The organism is Paraburkholderia susongensis, assembly GCF_900177725.1.
In the GTDB taxonomy this organism is placed as follows: Bacteria; Pseudomonadota; Gammaproteobacteria; order Burkholderiales; family Burkholderiaceae; genus Paraburkholderia; species Paraburkholderia susongensis.
On record NZ_FXAT01000001.1, the window covers coordinates 188,703 to 206,104 of the forward strand.

The 17,402-nt window shown below is 61.1% G+C and carries 16 protein-coding genes; 7 read left to right on the forward strand and 9 right to left on the reverse strand.

The genetic code is table 11. The features are described from left to right. Positions 1–22: 22 nt before the first annotated feature. The 3 genes from B9Z01_RS00850 to tsaC all read right to left on the reverse strand — a co-directional run bounded on the left by B9Z01_RS00850 (position 23) and on the right by tsaC (position 3,556). The gene (locus tag B9Z01_RS00850; RefSeq protein WP_085480376.1) at positions 23–1,261 is read right to left on the reverse strand and encodes a metal-dependent hydrolase family protein; all 1,239 of its coding nucleotides are present in this window, start codon (positions 1,259–1,261) and stop codon (positions 23–25) included. Positions 1,262–1,367: 106 nt separating this feature from the next. Continuing rightward, on the reverse strand, positions 1,368–2,660 hold the full coding sequence (locus tag B9Z01_RS00855) for an MFS transporter (RefSeq protein WP_420814638.1): 1,293 nt from the start codon (positions 2,658–2,660) through the stop codon (positions 1,368–1,370). A 320-nt stretch (positions 2,661–2,980) separates the two neighbouring features. After that, the gene (tsaC, locus tag B9Z01_RS00860) at positions 2,981–3,556 is read right to left on the reverse strand and encodes an L-threonylcarbamoyladenylate synthase type 1 TsaC (protein ID WP_085480378.1); all 576 of its coding nucleotides are present in this window, start codon (positions 3,554–3,556) and stop codon (positions 2,981–2,983) included. Between the two features lie 406 nt (positions 3,557–3,962). On the opposite strand from tsaC, the gene B9Z01_RS00870 reads away from it, so the two are divergent. From B9Z01_RS00870 to B9Z01_RS00880, 3 genes are all read left to right on the forward strand, one after another. After that, positions 3,963–5,210 (forward strand): aconitase X, encoded by a 1,248-nt coding sequence (locus tag B9Z01_RS00870; RefSeq protein WP_085480380.1) that lies wholly within the window; start codon positions 3,963–3,965, stop codon positions 5,208–5,210. Continuing rightward, positions 5,203–5,691, forward strand: a complete 489-nt coding sequence (locus tag B9Z01_RS00875; RefSeq protein WP_085480381.1) for an aconitase X swivel domain-containing protein — start codon at positions 5,203–5,205, stop codon at positions 5,689–5,691. Before B9Z01_RS00870 ends, B9Z01_RS00875 begins: the two co-directional genes overlap by 8 nt. Before the next feature lie 170 nt (positions 5,692–5,861). Continuing rightward, on the forward strand, positions 5,862–6,974 hold the full coding sequence (locus B9Z01_RS00880; protein WP_085480382.1) for a branched-chain amino acid ABC transporter substrate-binding protein: 1,113 nt from the start codon (positions 5,862–5,864) through the stop codon (positions 6,972–6,974). Positions 6,975–7,031: 57 nt separating this feature from the next. On the opposite strand, the gene B9Z01_RS00885 is transcribed toward B9Z01_RS00880, so the two are convergent. Continuing rightward, a complete protein-coding gene (locus tag B9Z01_RS00885) occupies positions 7,032–7,781 on the reverse strand; it encodes a FadR/GntR family transcriptional regulator (protein WP_085480383.1) in 750 nt (249 codons plus the stop codon). A 248-nt stretch (positions 7,782–8,029) separates the two neighbouring features. On the opposite strand from B9Z01_RS00885, the gene lhpI reads away from it, so the two are divergent. Both lhpI and lhpH read left to right on the forward strand, forming a co-directional pair. Then, complete coding sequence (gene lhpI / locus B9Z01_RS00890; RefSeq protein ID WP_085480384.1) at positions 8,030–8,941, forward strand: bifunctional Delta(1)-pyrroline-2-carboxylate/Delta(1)-piperideine-2-carboxylate reductase; 912 nt, start codon at positions 8,030–8,032, stop codon at positions 8,939–8,941. Between the two features lie 227 nt (positions 8,942–9,168). Next, positions 9,169–10,176: a trans-3-hydroxy-L-proline dehydratase gene (gene lhpH, locus B9Z01_RS00895; RefSeq protein ID WP_085480385.1), complete on the forward strand. Its 1,008-nt coding sequence runs from the start codon at positions 9,169–9,171 to the stop codon at positions 10,174–10,176. Positions 10,177–10,457: 281 nt separating this feature from the next. Here lhpH and guaA read toward each other — a convergent pair whose 3' ends face one another. The 3 genes from guaA to guaB form a co-directional block, all read right to left on the reverse strand. Beyond that, positions 10,458–12,041: a glutamine-hydrolyzing GMP synthase gene (gene guaA, locus B9Z01_RS00900; protein ID WP_085480386.1), complete on the reverse strand. Its 1,584-nt coding sequence runs from the start codon at positions 12,039–12,041 to the stop codon at positions 10,458–10,460. 236 nt (positions 12,042–12,277) lie between these two features. Further along, on the reverse strand, positions 12,278–13,114 hold the full coding sequence (locus B9Z01_RS00905) for a hypothetical protein (RefSeq protein ID WP_085480387.1): 837 nt from the start codon (positions 13,112–13,114) through the stop codon (positions 12,278–12,280). A gap of 6 nt (positions 13,115–13,120) precedes the next feature. Beyond that, positions 13,121–14,581 carry an IMP dehydrogenase gene (gene guaB / locus B9Z01_RS00910; RefSeq protein ID WP_085480388.1) on the reverse strand — a complete coding sequence of 487 codons (1,461 nt, stop codon included), beginning with the start codon at positions 14,579–14,581 and terminating at the stop codon, positions 13,121–13,123. Positions 14,582–15,045: 464 nt separating this feature from the next. Here guaB and B9Z01_RS00915 point away from each other — a divergent pair, with 464 nt between their 5' ends. Next, positions 15,046–16,023: a DMT family transporter gene (locus tag B9Z01_RS00915; protein ID WP_085480389.1), complete on the forward strand. Its 978-nt coding sequence runs from the start codon at positions 15,046–15,048 to the stop codon at positions 16,021–16,023. 33 nt (positions 16,024–16,056) lie between these two features. Here the strand turns inward: B9Z01_RS00915 and B9Z01_RS00920 are convergent, their stop codons facing one another. Both B9Z01_RS00920 and B9Z01_RS00925 read right to left on the reverse strand, forming a co-directional pair. Continuing rightward, entirely contained in the window at positions 16,057–16,389 is a 333-nt protein-coding gene (locus tag B9Z01_RS00920; protein WP_085480390.1) for an RnfH family protein, read from the reverse strand. Next, positions 16,386–16,823, reverse strand: coding sequence for a type II toxin-antitoxin system RatA family toxin (locus B9Z01_RS00925; protein WP_075301055.1), 438 nt, complete (start codon positions 16,821–16,823; stop codon positions 16,386–16,388). Before B9Z01_RS00925 ends, B9Z01_RS00920 begins: the two co-directional genes overlap by 4 nt. A 100-nt stretch (positions 16,824–16,923) precedes the next feature. On the opposite strand from B9Z01_RS00925, the gene smpB reads away from it, so the two are divergent. Further along, positions 16,924–17,364 (forward strand): SsrA-binding protein SmpB, encoded by a 441-nt coding sequence (gene smpB, locus B9Z01_RS00930; protein WP_085480391.1) that lies wholly within the window; start codon positions 16,924–16,926, stop codon positions 17,362–17,364. Positions 17,365–17,402: the final 38 nt, after the last annotated feature.

The following is a 17,402-nucleotide window of genomic DNA, read 5'->3' on the forward strand; positions in this document are numbered from 1 at the left end:
CAACTATACAAACCATTGAGTACTACGTGGCAAGACGATTCTTGAAGAACTCGCCTTGTTTCATGATGACGTCCAGATGGCGGCCTTGCTCACCGAGAAGCTCGATGCTTTCCAACGGGTTGCCATCAACCACCAGCAAGTCCGCGGTCGCTCCTGGCGCAACGACGCCCAGTTCCCCCGTCCTGTTCAAAACCTCCGCTGCCACGGACGTTGCCTGACAGATGACCTCGTAGTTGGAAAACGCGCGTGTACGAAGAATGAGTTCTTCGCTCTGGCGCTGGTGCATGGTACCGAGCAGGTCGGAACCGTATGCCATCTTGACCGCGTGGCGCTTGTAGATTTCCAGCGAGTCCAGGCCTTTCTGCAGCACAGCTGCGTTCTTCACAAGCGAATCCGGCGGGAAGCCGGCCTCCGCGCCATCGGTTCTGCAGGCTTCGTAGGTAATTAGCGTCGGCACAACGAAAGCGCCTCGCTCAGCCATCACGCCGGCAGCTTCGTCGTCGACGAGATTGCCATGCTCGATCGTGCGAACACCGAGCTCGACGGCACGCTTGATTGCCTGTGCCGTATAGGCGTGCGCCATGACGTACGTCTGATGCTGGCGCGCCTCGGCAACGGCGGCGCGGATTTCGTCCTCGGAGAACTGCAGGTTGCCGATCGGGTCCGTCGGAGATGAGACGCCACCGGACGCCATGATTTTGATTTGCGTTGCACCTTGACGGATTTCCTGCCGAATCGCGCGGCGAATATCGTCGACGCCATCGACGATGCGTCCAATGGCGCCGTAGTACTGCGAGCAGGGACAGTTGTCGGGGCTATGGTCGAGCCTGACGCGAAAGTCCGCGTGACCGCCAGTCTGAGAAAGCGCCTTTCCCGACGTGAAGAGACGCGGCCCCGGTGTTAGCCCGGTCTCCACGGCTTGCGCAAGTGCGTAGTCCGCTCCGCCTGCATCGCGCACGCTCGTGAAGCCGCGTTCCAGCATCCCTCGAAGAATCGGTACGGCGCGGAATAACGCGAACGCATTTGGCAGCTTCGCATTCGTTCCCAGATTGGCCATGCTCGCGAGGACATGAACATGGCAATCAATCAGCCCGGGCATCAGCGTCTTGCCCTTGACGTCGAAAACGTTAGCCGCCGAGCGAAGCTCAATGCGTGTCGCGACCTCCCGGACAACGCCATCCTCAACCAGAACGTCGTACGGCTGGTCGTCTTCGTTGTGATTGGCGTCGACAATGCGCGCGCCCTTAAAAAGTGTCAGCATCGTTCCCTCTTCCAGGAATGCAAAAACCGTCTAAGCCGGATAGCCCCGCGTCGACGATTTCACGCGGCGAGTATCTGTCGCAACCGGGTATCCACGCGGCTGCTGTTTAAAAGTCGTCTACCGGCTTCGGATAGACAACAGCACCGAGAAAGCTGAGCACCGCTGCGAACGCAACATATGCCGCGGGCGCCAACTTGCTTCCGGACCACGCGATGAGCAGCGTGATGACGAATGTCGCGAAGCCGCCGAAGATGGTCACGGCGATATTGTAGGCAAGCGAGAGTCCCGTGGAGCGCACACGACTCGGAAACATCTCGGCGAAGACAGCGAGAATCGGCGCCGTGTATGCCGAGATAAGCACGCCGAAGACAAGCTGAAAGAGCACCAGCGAGGTCAGTGACGGGCTACGCACGATGTAAGCGAACATCGGGAACGCGAGTACGCCGATGAGCAGCGCCGAAATCGCGACAATGAACCGGCGGCCGATTCGGTCCGACAGCCACCCGAATACAGGCGATGCCACCAGAATGACCGCGCCGCCAATCAGTCCAGCGCGAAAGCCGAGTTCCTGCGGCAAGCCGAGCGACTTCACGACAAACGTCGGCATGTAATACAGCAGCACATAGGTGCATACGGTCCACAGAATGACGAGCGAAATAGTCGAAAACGTCTGTCGCGGGTACACACGAATCACCTCGCGAAGCGGCGTATCGGACTTCTCTGCGTGTTTGAAGGTCGGGGTTTCGTCCAGCCCGCGACGAATGAACCAGCCGACTGGCGCAATCAGAAGGCCGAGCGCAAACGGAATACGCCACCCCCAGGATTCCAGCGCGTCCGGGCTCAGTTCCGAAGAGATGAAGACGCCGACGCCTGCCCCGGCCAGCACGGCGAATCCGATACTCGATTGAATATAACTCGCGTACAGACCCCGAGATCCGGGCGGAGCGTATTCGGACAGAAACGTAGCGGCGGAACCCATTTCACCGCCATGTGCGAAGCCCTGAATCAGGCGTCCGATCACTAGCAGGATAGTCGCACCCACGCCAATCTGCTGGTAGGTCGGAGCAAATGCGACGATGGCGATTCCGAGCGCCATCAGCATGATCGAGAGAGACAGGGCCTGCTTGCGGCCCACGCGGTCGCCATAAACGCCCAGGATAATGCCGCCGAGCGGGCGGATGAAAAAGCCAACGCCGAAAGTAAGCGCAGCCAGTAGCAATGAGATAACCGGGTCCTGGGTTGGGAAAAACAGCTTCCCAATCGTCACCGAGAAGAAGCTATAGCTCGAGAAGTCAAAGACTTCCAGCGCGGTGCCGATTACAGTCGCGGCAACGGCTTTGCCCTTGTCGGCCGCGCCGGTGGCCATCGCCGGGCCAGCGGTCACTTTAGATGTGTTCACTACGTCGCTCCCACATGGACATGCATCCATGAATAGGACTACTAAGGTCAAAGTTATTGAGGCGCCAGATTTTCTGGTGCTGACATCCTCTGGGACTGATGTTTATCGCGCCCGTCCCAGGGTGCTCGCTGAATGGATGCCGTTTGAACCACTGCCGAAGCAAAGCTTCGCTCTTACGCGCCATTGTGGTCGAATCGTAGACCGCGAAAATGTACCAAGCAAGCATTTTCGTAAAATTGGATTACTTTAAGACCACAAATCAGGGCAAACACCTAAGCAGGTGACCGCCGGACAACCAGTTGCGCGGTTCGACCAGCCAGTCAGCCACGCAATGCCTGGCCCGTCATTGCGTCGAAGATCTTCGTAGCTGTGCCCAGCTCGCCAATCGGCGCGTCGAGCAATGCGTCGAGTTGATGGGCGAAGTAGCCCTCGACCGCCTCCACGGAGCGGGCGGGTGCGTGACCGTGCAAATTCGCGCTTGTTGAAACCACCGGCCCGCCAAGGACGCCGCAGAGGGCGACAATCGGCGTATGGGCGCTTACGCGCACCGCTACGCCGGCGTGCCGCCCGCGAATCCACGCAGGGACGAGGTCACTTGCCGGCAGAACCCACGTTACGGGCCCGGGCCATGAGCGATGGATTGCAGCCAGCCGGCCCTGCGGAACGAGGTCCCAGCGGACGTAAGGAAGTGTCTGCTCAAACGTGCCGCAGGCAAGGATGACTCCCTGCTCGAGACTGCGCTCCTTGAGCGCGCACAGTCGGGCGACCGCGCTTTGATTTGCCGGGTCGCATCCCAGGCCAAACATTGCTTCCGTCGGATAGGCGACGACGCCCCCGTCCTTGATGCACCGTGCAAATTCCGTGAGTTGGTCAGGAGCTAACGCGAATCTTTCCATGGCGGAGTATCTACTGGTCGAGCGGTTCGTGCGGTGGTTCGGGGGACTTGCCAATCAAGCGAAAACTGGTTCAAAAGCAGCCAGCAAGAGGCGCAATATAGCGCAGCAAAGCTACATTGCCACGCAACCGTGCTGCGCGGGGCGGTTTTTTTGGACGAAATGCGACCAACGCCTCGCGAAATGCACCGATGTTGTGCAAAATCTTGGGAATTGGTTCACCGTTTTTATTTTTGGTGCAAAATTGAGCCAAATATACAAGTCCATGGCACGAACTGGCTGGTAAAACCGCAGACAATCCGCGAAAATTGGGCTAGATAAAAACCAGTATGGACACAAATTATTTCCAGTTGTACATTTCAGCCTAATGTTATCGGCGGCCATGCCCGTAGCTTATGAGGAGCCCCGGATGTTGCAGTTGAGCGAACGCGACAAAGCGATGTTGAATGGCGAATTTGGTGAAGGACCAGCGCGTGCGATGCGCATCGTCACGCGGACTGCTGACGTGATGTCCGCGCCGAGTCTCATCGACATTACCTCTGCCCACATTGATGGTTGCCTTTACCACGGGCAAACAAGCCTCGATTTCGTCGAACTCTTCGTCGCCGCTGGCGCCAGGGTCGCGGTCCCGACCACGTTGAACGTTGGTTCGTTGGATTTGATTCATCCCGAGCTTTATCACGGCGATCGCTCGATTCAGCGAGACGCGCAAAGGCTGATGGACGCACACCTGCTGCTCGGCTGCGAGTCGAGCTTCACATGCGCACCCTATCAGTTGAAGAACCGACCCGCGAAAGGTGAGCAGATCGCCTGGGCCGAGTCGAATGCAATCGTCTTTGCCAATTCGGTGCTTGGCGCGAGGACCAGCCGTTACGGCGATTTTCTCGACCTCGCCGCGGCTATTACCGGCCGTGCACCGTATGCTGGCTTGCACGTCGAAGAAAATCGCGCAGGACAGATTGTCTTCGACGTTGCGGACTTCTCGCGCATGGCCTCCCGCGACATCTATTTCGCCGCGCTGGGTCTCCTCGTCGGCAAAGTAGCGGGTGCAATTGTGCCGGTTATCGTTGGATTGCCGCCCGACACCACCGAAGACGAGCTCAAGGCGCTTGGCGCGGCTGCCGCATCGAGCGGCGCAGTCGCGCTGTTTCACGCGGTCGGCGTAACGCCTGAGGCGCCTACGCTCGAAACTGCCTTGCAGAACCAGGCGCCGCTGAAGAAGGTCGAGGTCTCCCTTGCGGACCTCAATGAAATCCGCAGCACGCTCAATAACGGTCGCGAGGGCGATGAACTCGTCGCTGTTTCGCTTGGTACGCCCCACTTCTCTCTCGCGGAATTTCGCCGGCTGGCTAGCCTGCTCGACGCCTTTGAGGGCAAGCCCAGGTCCGACTTCTACGTGAACACCAGCCGGTTCATCCTCTGGGAACTCGAGGAAATTGGCCTCGCCCGCGAATTCGAGGAACGAGGCATCCAGATCGTCGTCGATACGTGCACGTACATCACACCAGTCATGAAGAAGCTGACCGGACTGGTCATGACCAATTCAGGCAAATGGGCATCGTACGCTCCGGCAAACATCGGCGTGAGTGTTGCGTACGGAAGTATGAGCGAGTGCGTGCAGTCGGCTTTCGAAGGGAAGGTGCGTTTCAATGGCTAAGAGTTCCGAAGTTTCCGCTCTGGACACCGCTGAAGCGGCGAATACGGGCGGGCCCCTGATCGGCGATGTTCTGGTGTCCGGCACGGCGAACGCCGAGAAAATTCTGCTTGAAAAGCCTTTGAGCTTTTGGGGTGGATACGACTCGAACGCGGGCAAAATCATTGACCGCACGCACCCGCAGATCGGCGAGACGCTGGCGGGGAAAATCATGGTCATGGCTCACGCCAAGGGTTCCAGCTCCAGCAGCAGCGTGCTTGCCGAAGCGATTCGCAATGGTACCGGCCCGTCGGGCATCGTCCTGAGGGAGCGTGACCTCATCATTTCGATTGGCGCGATCGTTGCCGTCGAGCTATACAACCTCGCGGTCCCGGTCGTTTGCCTGCCGCCGTCTGCCTTCGACCAGGTCGTTTCCTCGAGAGGGAAGATTCGCATTGAAGCCGGTGAAGGAATCAACGGCGCAAGGGTCTTTCTCACAGACTAGAGAGGTTGAGCGATTGGTTTGAAAGAACGGGCCAATCAGATTATTTAATTAGTAGTGCAATACGAGTTGTGTGCCGTCAGCTGTTACCCGTACTTCGCAATGGCAAGAAATCGAGGTTTTTGTTGACCAACAGGGCTCGCGGGAGTGCGGGCGTTAGACAAGGAAACATCATGAAGCTCAAAGCTGCAATTGCTACGTTCGCACTGGGCGGTCTCTCAATGGCGGCGCACGCCGACCAGATCGTAAAAATCGCAATTTCGGGTCCGCTGACCGGTCCGCAGGCGGTGAGCGGCAAGGACGACGAAAACGGCCTTCGTCTGGCTATCGACCAGCTCAACCAGAAGCCGATCAAGGTGAACGGCCAGGCAGTGAAGTTCCAGATGCTGTCGGAAGACGACCAGGCTGACCCGAAGACCGGTGTTCAGGTCGCGCAACGCATCATCGACCAGCAGCCGACCGCTTTCCTCGGCCCGCAGAACTCGGGGGTTGCGATTCCTGTGTCGCGCCTGACGAGTGCGGCCAAAATCCCGATGCTGACGGTTGCATCGAACCCGCAGCTCACCAGGCTGGGGTACGACAACATCTTCCGCACGGGTGCAAGCGACTCCGTACTTGGCTCGTCGATGGCAACGTTCGCCGTCGAAAAGCTGCACGCAAAGACCGCTGCCGTCATCGACGATCGCACCGCGTACGGTCAGGGCCTGGCAGACCAGTTCATCGAGAAAGCGAAGTCGCTCGGACTGCAGGTGGTCGACCGCGAATTCACGAATTCGCAGGCGAGCGACTTCCTCGGCATTCTGACGACGATTAAGGGCAAGAACCCCGACGTTATCTTCTTCGGTGGCTACGTCCCGCAAGGCGCCCCGATGGCAAAACAGATGGTCGCTCGCGGCGTGCGCGCCAAGCTGCTCGGCGGCGACGGCATCTGCGCGGACGACATGGCAAAGGTTGCGGGTGCAGCGGCAACCAACGTCTACTGCTCGATGAGTGGTACGGGTCTGGACGGCACGCCGGAAGGCCGCGACTACATCGCGCGCTACAAGGCGAAGTTCAATACCGAGCCGCAAGCCTACGGCATCACGTACTACGACGGCATGCTGCTGCTGGCAAACGTCATTTCGCAGGCACAGACGACTGACCCGGCCAAGCTCGTCCTGGCGCTGCGCAACGCAAGTTTCAAGGGGGTCGCCGCGACCTACGCGTTCGACAAAACGGGCGACCTGAAGAACGCGCCAACGACCGTGTTCACTTACAAGGACGGTCAAATGGTTGCGGTCAAATAACCCTCAAATAGCCCTCTTCGCTCCAGTCGGACGGCTCGGCCCCCGAGCCGTCCGGGGTCAGGCGGGGGTGATGTCCCGCTTCACACGCTGGATATGCTGCTCGACATAGAAGGCTGCTGCGTCCGCATCGCCCGTCACGATCGCTTCGTAGATGAGCCGATGCTCCGCGACATAGAGGCGAATACGCTGCGGGTCGAAGATGCCGTCGTCCTTGATCCGCTTCCAAAGCGACTGGTCCATCGTTTCAGCAATCTCGCCCGCCAGTTTCGCGAGCAGTGCATCACCCGTCATTTGCGCAAGCTGGCGATGAAAAAGGCGGTCACTGTTGTTCCAGAGCGCGCGCTGTTCAGGGTCGGAAACGTCCGTCAGCGTTTCCATTTGCGCGAGATAGTGCTCAGCCAACTTGTCGCGCTTTTTGAGGGCCGCTGCTCGCCGGGCTATCGCGGGTTCAAGAATCAGGCGGACATCGAGCGTGGCAGACGGACTGTAGTCGGGCTGAATTTCTCCATCGACGTTTTCCTTCGTCGTCCCGGCGCCTCTGGAGAGCACATCAGGCGCGTTGGTCGCGACGTAGGTGCCGGAATTTCTCCGCGTCACGACGAGGCCCTCGTTTTGCAGGGCGCCGATGGCCTCACGCACCGCGGGACGGCCTACGCCGAAAAGCGACGCCAGCTCCCGCTCCGAGGGCAGACGCGCATCGGGCATGAACCGTCCAGAGCGAATCTCCGCGCGGATTTTCTCCGAGACCTGTTCGTAAATCTGAAGCGGACGGAAGTTGCGAGGCAACTCGAGTAAGGCGGATGCCATGATGAAAGCCAGGTGATTTGGGTGGTTTCAAATATACCACTTTCATGACAATTCTCGACCACATTGCCGCTCCGAGTGCATTCAGGGTCTTCCCTACGAATAGGCGGTCATCCATCCAACCAAAAATTATTGAAAATGTTGCATTTGGATTGATTAAAAACCACAATTGGTTTAGATTTGGTCCATCGAAATCTCAGCGCGCACTCTCCGTGTCCATCGCGAATTTTCAACTTTTCCGTGGGAACAGCATGAACACCTCCAGGACCACCTTCGATGCACAAGCGACCGCCTCGCTTCTCGATTACACGACGCTCGTGAACATCTTGCGCGAGACGATCGTCGAGTACGGCGCTGGACGCATCGTGAGTCCCGAGCGCCTCGCCATTCCACTGCAGCAAGGCGGGCTGATGCTCTCCATGCCGTCGAGCGCCGAAGACATCGCCATCCATAAGCTCGTGAACGTCTGCCCCGGCAACATCACGCGCAATCTGCCGACTATCAATGGTCAGGTTATCGCGTGCGACGCTGTCACCGGCGAGATGAAGTTCGTTCTGGACGGCCCGACCGTGACTGGCCGGCGGACTGCCGCCGTCTCGGCACTGGGCGCCATGACGCTCACAAACGGTTCGCCCAGGGAGATCCTGGTCATCGGCACTGGCAAGCAGGCGTCCAACCATGTCGAAGCCTTCGCCACGCTCTTTCCCGACGCCCGCCTCCTGGCAAAGGGCATCTCAGCTGACGACACGCGCAGCTTCGTTGAGCGCCAAAAAGCCGTTGCTCCCAGGCTCGAAGCGCTGCAAGGTGAGATTCCCGATTCCGTTGACGTCGTCGTCACCGTGACGACGAGCAAAAAGCCCGTCTACGATGAAGCTGTGCGCGCTAGCCGCCTGGTCATCGGCGTGGGGGCATTCACCCCAGACGCTGCTGAAATCAGCAAGCAGGTTGTCGACAACAGCTTCGTGGTCGTCGACGACCCGGTGGGCGCAAAGCACGAGGCAGGCGACCTGATTCAGGCCCGCTTCGACTGGACCCGGGCAGGTTCTTTGGCTCAAGCGATTCAAGGCCAGTTGAGCGCCGATGCGCCGATTTTCTTCAAGAGCGTCGGATGCGCGGCGTGGGACCTGGCAGCCTGCCGAGTTGCCCGCCAGGCACTCAACTGATTCGACAGCCCCGGCAGATGCATGCCGTTCGAGTAATAGCACCTGGCGCCCGTTGTTCCGCTGCACTGGCAGCAAGATGTTCGAGCCAGACGCTCTTTACGTTTTGCACAACCGCGATTCAGTCAATACTCGTTTCGCACCGGCCTGGAAGCTCTCCCGTCGAAGATGCAAAGAGAGCCTGTGGCAGAGTCATGAACCGGATGACGTATTCTTAACCACGGAACGACATGAAAATCACTCGAACGATTTCCACCGTAGAGGTTCATACCGGCGGAGAGGCATTTCGTCTTGTCACGAGCGGGCTTCCTCGCCTTCCCGGCGACACCATCGTAAAGCGACGCGCCTGGCTGAAAGAAAACGCCGACGAGATTCGCAAGGCGTTGATGTTCGAGCCGCGCGGTCACGCCGACATGTACGGCGGATATTTGACCGAACCGATTAGCCCTCACGCCGACTTCGGGATCATCTTCGTTCATAACGAGGGTTATAGCGACCACTGCGGACACGGCGTTATCGCGCTGTCTACCGCGGCGGTCGAGTTGGGTTGGGTTCAGCGCCAGACTCCCGAGACGCGCATCGGCATCGACGCTCCATGCGGGTTCATCGAAGCATTTGTGCAATGGGACGGTGAACACGCCGGCAACGTTCGCTTCGTGAACGTTCCCTCGTTTATCTGGAAGAGAGATGTGACTGTCGAGACGCCGTCCTTCGGTACGGTGAAGGGCGACATCGCTTTCGGAGGCGCTTTCTATTTCTACGCCGACGGACAACCTCACGGCCTCGAAATTCGAGAGTCATCGGTCGAAGACCTCATCCGCTTCGGCGCCGAGGTGATGGAAGCTGCGAACAAGGCGTATCCGGTCGAGCATCCGAACATCCCGGAAATCAACCACATTTACGGGACGATCATTGCCAATGCACCGCGGCACGACGGCTCTACCCAGGCCAATTGCTGCGTCTTCGCCGACCGCGAAGTGGACCGCTCACCGACGGGTTCCGGTACCGGAGGACGCGTCGCTCAACTCTATTTACGCGGCCAACTGGGCATGGGCGAGACACTTGTCAACGAGTCCATTATCGGCACGGTATTCAAGGGACGCGTGCTGAGCGAGACGACGATCGGCGACATTAAGGCAGTTATCCCGGAAATCGAGGGCAACGCGTATGTTTGTGGCTTCGCGACCTGGATTGTGGACGAGCGAGACCCTTTGACTTACGGGTTCCTCGTTCGTTAAGCAGCGCTGACACGGATAGACATTGGGGGGGCGACCGCCCTTCATCCGCTCCGTTGGAATTGTCCAGACTGCGGCGTCGAATCTACCTCAGCCCACATTGCCAGGATGATCTCTTCCAACTTCGGTTGGCCAAATTCCGTCAACTGATACCGTCAGACTGATTTGACGGTATCGGGCAAGGCCCGGATCACAGCAGACCACATCGGACAATGACCTCCTGTTTTTTAAACGGAAAAACAGGAAAAACCGAAGCTCCCGGAACGACCTGGGAGCAGTCCAAATCATTCCCACTCAATCGTCGCCGGCGGCTTCCCCGAGATGTCATACACCACCCGGTTGATCCCCCGCACTTCATTGATGATCCTGTTCGACACCTGCCCCAGCAACTCGTGCGGCAGATGCGCCCAGTGCGCGGTCATGAAGTCGAGCGTCTGCACCGCGCGCAGCGCAACGACGTACTCGTAGGTCCGCCCATCGCCCATCACGCCGACGCTCTTCACCGGCAGGAACACCGCGAACGCCTGGCTCGTCAGATCGTACCAGGACTTGCCGGTCTCCTTGTCGATGGTATTGCGCAGCGTCTCGATGAAAATCGCATCCGCGCGGCGCAGCAGATCCGCGAAATCGCGCTTCACTTCGCCGAGAATCCGCACACCCAGGCCCGGGCCCGGGAACGGATGGCGGTACACCATCGAGTGCGGCAGGCCGAGCTTCACGCCGAGTTCGCGCACTTCGTCCTTGAACAGTTCGCGCAGCGGCTCGAGCAGCTTCAGGTTCAGCGTCTCGGGCAGACCGCCCACGTTGTGGTGGCTCTTGATGGTTTGCGCGGCCTTCTTGCCCTTGCCTGCCGATTCGATCACGTCCGGATAGATCGTGCCCTGTGCGAGCCACTTCGCGTCGGTCAGCTTGCCGGCTTCGGCCTGGAACACTTCGACGAATTCCGCGCCGATGATCTTGCGCTTCGCTTCCGGATCGGTCACGCCGGCCAGCTTGCCGAGGAACGCCTCGCTCGCGTCGACGTGGATCACCTTCACGCCGAGGTGATCGGCGAAGAGCGCCATCACCTGCTCGGCTTCGTTCAGGCGCAGCAGGCCGTGGTCGACGAACACGCAGGTCAGCTGATCGCCGATCGCGCGATGCAGCAGCGCCGCCGCCACCGACGAATCCACGCCGCCCGACAGCCCCAGAATGACGTGCTCGTTGCCGACCTGCTCACGAATTTTCGCGACGGCCTCGTCGATGTAGTGGCCCATTTCCCAGTCGGCCTTCGCGCCGCAGATCTGCAGCACGAAGCGCTCGAGCATCGCGCGCCCCTGCACGGTGTGCGTGACTTCCGGATGCCACTGCAGGCCGTAGAAGCGGCGCTGTTCGTCGGCCATCGCAGCGATCGGACACGATTCCGTCGATGCCATCAACGCGAAGCCCGGCGGCATGTCGAGCACCTTGTCGCCGTGGCTCATCCATACCTTCAGCATGCCGTGGCCTTCGGGCGTCGTGAAGTCGCTGATGCCTTCGAGCAGGCTCGTATGGTTGCGCGCACGCACTTCGGCGTAGCCGAACTCGCGCAGATGGCCGATCTCGACCTTGCCGCCGAGCTGCTGGGCCATTGCCTGCATGCCGTAGCAGATGCCGAGCACCGGCACGCCGAGTTCGAACACGGCTTGCGGCACGCGCGGCGTATCTTCATCGGTGACCGAGCTCGGGCCGCCGGAGAGGATCACGCCCTTCGGCGCGAAGTCGCGGATGAACGACGCGTCGACGTCGTACGGGTGGATTTCCGAATACACGTTGGCTTCGCGAACGCGACGTGCAATCAGTTGGGTGACTTGCGAACCGAAGTCGAGAATCAGGATCTTGTCATGCATGGCTGCGGACGGAATCAGAAGTGAGCGGATACGGAATGCCGCGCACGAGGCGCGGCGTTGAATTCAAAGCGTTCAAAGTGGTCCGCGCAAAAGCGGCAGGACCGCGACGCGAACATGAAACACCACGATAGCGAGCACTGCAAAACACCTTGGCGCGGCCAACACAGCAGCCAGCAGCCTGCGATGCGCGCGAACGGAACCCGGTAGCCTCGGCAAACGGCGTGGCGCGCGGCGCGTCAGCCATGAAACGGCGGCCGGGATGTGCCGGGCGCGTCGTTGCGGGTGTCGCCCGGTGCGGCCGCTGCAGCGCGCGCAGCACGTTCGGACTCGCTCAGGGCGGCGTCTCCCGCAGCCGAACGAAGCGGCGCGGCCGAGCCGGGATTGACAGCGCTTGCGGAGCCAGCGGCAGGTGCAGCAGATGCGGCAGCAACGGGATTGACCGGCCGCGTGGCCGGCATGACGGGCTCGAGCACCGGCTCGGCGCGATAGCCCGGGAAGTCAGAGGTGGCACGCGGCTCGCGCTCGAGTTCGCGCCGCCGTGCGGCTTCCCTTTCGGCCTCGTTCCCGGCGTCCCTGGCGGCCTGTTTATCGGCACGTTTATCGGCACGCTTGTCGGCGCTTCTGTCAGCGCTTTTGTCCGCTTTACCCGACGAGGACTTGCCCACAATCCCCTTCTCGCGCCGCCGCACCGCGCCCGACAGCCTCACGCCGCCGAGCCCGATCACCACCAGCACCGCACCGGCCAGCACCGCGACGATCTGCCCGAAGCCCGTGAGCGACGGCGAGCGCATCCCCAGCAGCCAAACCAGCATCAGCACGCCGGTCAGCCAATGCACGTGTCCAACGACCTTCGCGACCGTCGAGGTCATCGCCCCGTCGAACGACGCATGCACCGCGAGCCACGCAAGCCCGATCAGCGCGACGCCGAACGCCTGGCCGATCAGCACCGGCTCCGTTTGCACCAGTTGCAGCGCGTTGTACAGCGAAGCCCACGGCGTCAGCAGGAACAGCAGGCCGAACGCCAGCAGCAATAACGCATCCAGGATCAGTACAACGCGCAGCAGTGGCTTCATGGGCGTTTAGTCCACGTGGTAGTTGGGGGCTTCCTTGGTGATCTGCACGTCGTGCACGTGCGACTCGCGCAGGCCCGCGCCGGTGATCTGCACGAACTCGGCCTTCTCGTTCATTTCGGCGATCGTGCGGCAGCCGCAGTAGCCCATGCTCGCGCGCACGCCACCGATCAGCTGGAACAGGATCGCGTTGACCGAGCCCTTGTAGGCGACGCGGCCTTCGATGCCTTCCGGCACGAGCTTGTCGATGTTCGCCGAGTTGTCCTGGAAGTAGCGGTCCGCGGCGCCGTCCTTCATCGCGCCGACCGAGCCCATGCCGCGGTACGACTTGAACTGGCGGCCCTGGTACAGGAACACCTCGCCCGGTGATTCTTCGGTGCCGGCGAACATGCTGCCCATCATCACCGCGCTTGCACCCGCTGCGAGCGCCTTGCTGACGTCGCCCGAGAAGCGCACGCCACCGTCGGCGATGACCGGCACACCGGTGCCCTTGAGCGCCTCGGACACGTTCGAGATCGCGGTGACCTGCGGCACGCCCACGCCGGCGACGATCCGCGTCGTGCAGATCGAGCCCGGGCCGATACCGACCTTGACGCCGTCCGCGCCGTACTCGACGAGCGCCTTCGCCGCCGCCGCCGTGGCGATGTTGCCGCCGATCACCTCGACGTGCGGGAAGTTCTGCTTGACCCACTTGACGCGCTCGAGCACGCCCTTGCTGTGGCCGTGCGCGGTATCGACGACGATCACGTCGACGCCGGCCTGCACCAGCAGCTCGACGCGCTCTTCGTTGTCCTCGCCGACGCCGACAGCGGCGCCCGCGCGCAGCTTGCCGTGTTCGTCCTTGCACGCGTCCGGGTGCTCGGTCTGCTTCGTGATGTCCTTGACGGTCATCAGGCCGCGCAGCTCGAACGCGTCGTTGATCACGAGCACGCGCTCGAGGCGATGGTGGTGCATGAGCGCCTTCGCTTCGGCGAGCGGCGTGCCTTCCTTGACGGTGACGAGGCGCTCGCGCGGCGTCATGATGTTGCGCACCGGCTCGTCCAGACGCTCCTCGAAGCGCAGGTCGCGGTTCGTGACGATACCGATCAGCTGCGCGCCTTCGACGACCGGGAAGCCCGAAATGCCATGCTGGCGCGACAACGCGATCACGTCGCGCACCTTCATTTGCGGCGGCACGGTGATCGGATCACGCACCACGCCCGACTCGAAACGCTTGACCTTGGCGACTTCACGCGCCTGCTCGGCCGGCGTGAGGTTCTTGTGGATGATGCCGACGCCACCCATTTGCGCCATTGCGATGGCAAGGCGTGCTTCGGTGACCGTGTCCATGGCGGCGGACACAAGCGGCATATTCAGGGAAATGTTGCGGGTCAGCCGGGTCTTGAGGCTGGTGTCGCGCGGCAGAACGTCGGAGAAGGCCGGGACGAGAAGCACGTCATCGAACGTGAGTGCTGTTTGGATCAGACGCATGGCAAATCCTATAGGCGCAAAAGCGAATTATACGCGATACCCCCCCGGTTTTCACTGCGCGAACAGCAGCTTAGCGAATTTCGGACGATTTTTTGCACTTCCGGCATGCGGCGATTTCGCTTGCCTGTTCGCGTCGGGTTCAATCGGGTTTCGTTTGCGCGTTCACAGGCAAAGCGCGGAAAAGCGGCGGATTGGAGGCGGCGGCGCCCTGCACACCTGCCTGAACGCCCTGCCGACCGGTGCAACCGGGGCGCAGAGAGCGCCGGCCCTGCATTTGCGGAAATTTCGTGGCGGCTGGCGGCACGCCGCGATGACCGGATCGGGTCGATCGGGTCAATCGGGCCGGTTGTGCCGATCTAGCCCGAAAACCCGCAAAAATCAGCCGAATGCAGGATCGAACAAGACGCGCCGCCCGCGAAACGGCTATTCTGCCGACCATTCCAGTTTTTTTGCAGGGGCAGTCGATGCAGCGCGGTGTGGCATATGGGGTAATGGCCGGGGCCTTATGGGGCATGGTGTTTGTGGTGCCGCGCGTGCTGCCCGACTTTTCGCCGCTGCTGCTCGTCGCCGGCCGCTACACGATGTACGGCGTCGTCTCGCTGGCCGCGGCGCTGCCGATGGCGCGCTCGCTCGCCAAACGCCTGAGCCGCGAGGATCTGATCGCGCTCGTGAAGCTCGCGCTCGCCGGCAACATCATCTACTACCTGCTGCTGACGGAGGCCGTCCATCTGATCGGCATTGCGCCGGCATCGCTGATCGTCGGCGTGCTGCCGGTCACGGTCACGCTGATGGGCCGGCGCGATCACGGCGCGGTGCCGCTCGCGCGCCTCGCCTGGCCGCTCGCGATCGTGATGGCCGGCATCGTCTGCATCAATATCGACGTGTTTACGGTGGCGGGTGCTACGCCGGTCAGCGTCGCGACGCGGCTCCTCGGCGTCGCCTGCGCGGTCGGCGCGCTCGGCTGCTGGACGTGGTTCGCGGTCGAAAACGCGCGCTATCTGCAGCGTCAGACGCATTTCAGCGGCAACGAGTGGTCGGTGCTGTGGGGTGTCGTGACGGGCGCGCTCGGGGCGACGCTGTGGCTCGCGGTCGCTGTGCTGCCGTCGGGCGGCCCGCAGGGCGAACTCGCGGACACCCGCTGGCAAACGTTCTGGCTGCTCAATCTCGTCCTCGCGATCGGCGCGTCGTGGCTTGGCAACGGCCTGTGGAACGCCGCGGCGAAACGGCTACCGCTCACGCTGTCCGGCCAGATGATCGTGTTCGAAACGCTGTTCGCGCTGCTGTATGCGTTCATCTACGACCAGCGTCTGCCGCGTCCGCTCGAACTGGCGGCGATCCTGCTGCTGGTGGCGGGGGTCTGCTGGTCGGTGCGCCGGCATTCGGACGGCGATTCGTCGGGAACGGCGCGCGTCGAGGATAAGGCGCAGGTATCGGCGCCGTGATCTGGGTGCGGCGCCAGGCCGCAGCGCCCCCGCCTAACGCGAATCCTTGTTCAGCCAACGGCGCCCTTCGATCGACCCTGCCTTGCGCGTCTTCTCGACGCGGCGCTGGCGCGACACCTTCGGATCCACAAGCAGCGGCCGGTAAATCTCCACGCGGTCATGATCGGTAAGCACCGTATCGAGCGGCTTGAGCTTGCCGAACACGCCCACCTTCTGCGTGGCGAGATCGATCGACGGAAAGCGCTGCAGGATCCCGCTCGCGTCGATCGCCTGTTGCAGCGTCGCGCCCTCGGGCAATTCGAGTGGAATCAGCGTCTGCGCATCGGCCGACGCGTAGCAGACTTCAACCGACAGCCGCGCGCTCATGCTTTGCCGTAGCGCTGATCGGCGCGCTTCACGAAGGATTCGACGAACGTATTGGCGATGTGATTGAACACCGGCCCGATGATTTTCTCGAGCAGGATATTGGTGAATTCGTAGTGCAGTGCAAATTCGATCTTGCATGCATCGGCGCGCAGCGGCGTGAAGCGCCAGAAACCGGTGAACTTGCGAAACGGGCCGTCCGCGAATTCCATGTCGATGCGCGTGGGGCGCTCCATCGAGTTACGTGTGGCGAAATGCTGCTTGATGCCCTTGAAGTTGATATCGATCTTCGCCTCCATGCCGGTTTCGTCCTGGCGGCGGATTTCGACTCCCCCGCACCAAGGCAGAAAATTGGGGTAATCGGCGACGTCGGTGACGAGGTCGAACATCTGTTCCGCCGAATGGCGAATCAACACGGTTTTCTGGACATCTGCCATAAATTGAACAGCACGTGGCAAGGGTGGACAAGCGCCGCGGGCTTTCCTGGCCCCGCTTTGCTAAAATCGTGATTTTAAACGAGTTGGGCACTTTCCATTCATGAGCATTATCGACAACAGAAAAGCCTTCTTCGACTACTCGGTCGAGGAACGCTACGAAGCAGGACTCGTGCTCGAAGGATGGGAGGTCAAGGCATTGCGCGCGGGGCGCGGCCAGATCAAGGAAGGCTATGTGGTGATCCGCAACGGCGAACTGTTCCTGATCGGCACGCACATCAGCCCGCTGCCCGAAGCATCGACTCACATCAAGCCCGACCCGGTGCGCACACGCAAGCTGCTCCTGCGCAGCGAAGAAATCAGCAAGCTGATCGGCAAGGTCGAGCAACGCGGCTATACGCTCGTGCCGCTCAATTTTCACTACAAGAACGGCCGCGTCAAATGCGAGATCGGTCTTGCCAAGGGCAAGAAGCTGCACGACAAGCGCGAGACTGAGAAAAAACGCGACTGGGAGCGCGAAAAGGCGCGACTGATGCGCTCGTGAACCGGGGGCTTTGTTTGGTCACGCAACAGCGCAAACCC

What these genes read in the sequence shown, in the direction of transcription:
- guaB (WP_085480388.1), bottom strand. Translation starts at nt 14,581, where the DNA reads ATGCGTCTGATCCAAACAGCACTCACGTTCGATGACGTGCTTCTCGTC.
- B9Z01_RS00880 (WP_085480382.1), top strand. Translation starts at nt 5,862, where the DNA reads ATGAAGCTCAAAGCTGCAATTGCTACGTTCGCACTGGGCGGTCTCTCA.
- B9Z01_RS00915 (WP_085480389.1), top strand. Translation starts at nt 15,046, where the DNA reads ATGCAGCGCGGTGTGGCATATGGGGTAATGGCCGGGGCCTTATGGGGC.
- B9Z01_RS00885 (WP_085480383.1), bottom strand. Translation starts at nt 7,781, where the DNA reads ATGGCATCCGCCTTACTCGAGTTGCCTCGCAACTTCCGTCCGCTTCAG.
- B9Z01_RS00905 (WP_085480387.1), bottom strand. Translation starts at nt 13,114, where the DNA reads ATGAAGCCACTGCTGCGCGTTGTACTGATCCTGGATGCGTTATTGCTG.
- B9Z01_RS00870 (WP_085480380.1), top strand. Translation starts at nt 3,963, where the DNA reads ATGTTGCAGTTGAGCGAACGCGACAAAGCGATGTTGAATGGCGAATTT.
- B9Z01_RS00925 (WP_075301055.1), bottom strand. Translation starts at nt 16,823, where the DNA reads ATGGCAGATGTCCAGAAAACCGTGTTGATTCGCCATTCGGCGGAACAG.
- B9Z01_RS00875 (WP_085480381.1), top strand. Translation starts at nt 5,203, where the DNA reads ATGGCTAAGAGTTCCGAAGTTTCCGCTCTGGACACCGCTGAAGCGGCG.
- tsaC (WP_085480378.1), bottom strand. Translation starts at nt 3,556, where the DNA reads ATGGAAAGATTCGCGTTAGCTCCTGACCAACTCACGGAATTTGCACGG.
- lhpI (WP_085480384.1), top strand. Translation starts at nt 8,030, where the DNA reads ATGAACACCTCCAGGACCACCTTCGATGCACAAGCGACCGCCTCGCTT.
- guaA (WP_085480386.1), bottom strand. Translation starts at nt 12,041, where the DNA reads ATGCATGACAAGATCCTGATTCTCGACTTCGGTTCGCAAGTCACCCAA.
- lhpH (WP_085480385.1), top strand. Translation starts at nt 9,169, where the DNA reads ATGAAAATCACTCGAACGATTTCCACCGTAGAGGTTCATACCGGCGGA.
- B9Z01_RS00920 (WP_085480390.1), bottom strand. Translation starts at nt 16,389, where the DNA reads ATGAGCGCGCGGCTGTCGGTTGAAGTCTGCTACGCGTCGGCCGATGCG.
- B9Z01_RS00850 (WP_085480376.1), bottom strand. Translation starts at nt 1,261, where the DNA reads ATGCTGACACTTTTTAAGGGCGCGCGCATTGTCGACGCCAATCACAAC.
- smpB (WP_085480391.1), top strand. Translation starts at nt 16,924, where the DNA reads ATGAGCATTATCGACAACAGAAAAGCCTTCTTCGACTACTCGGTCGAG.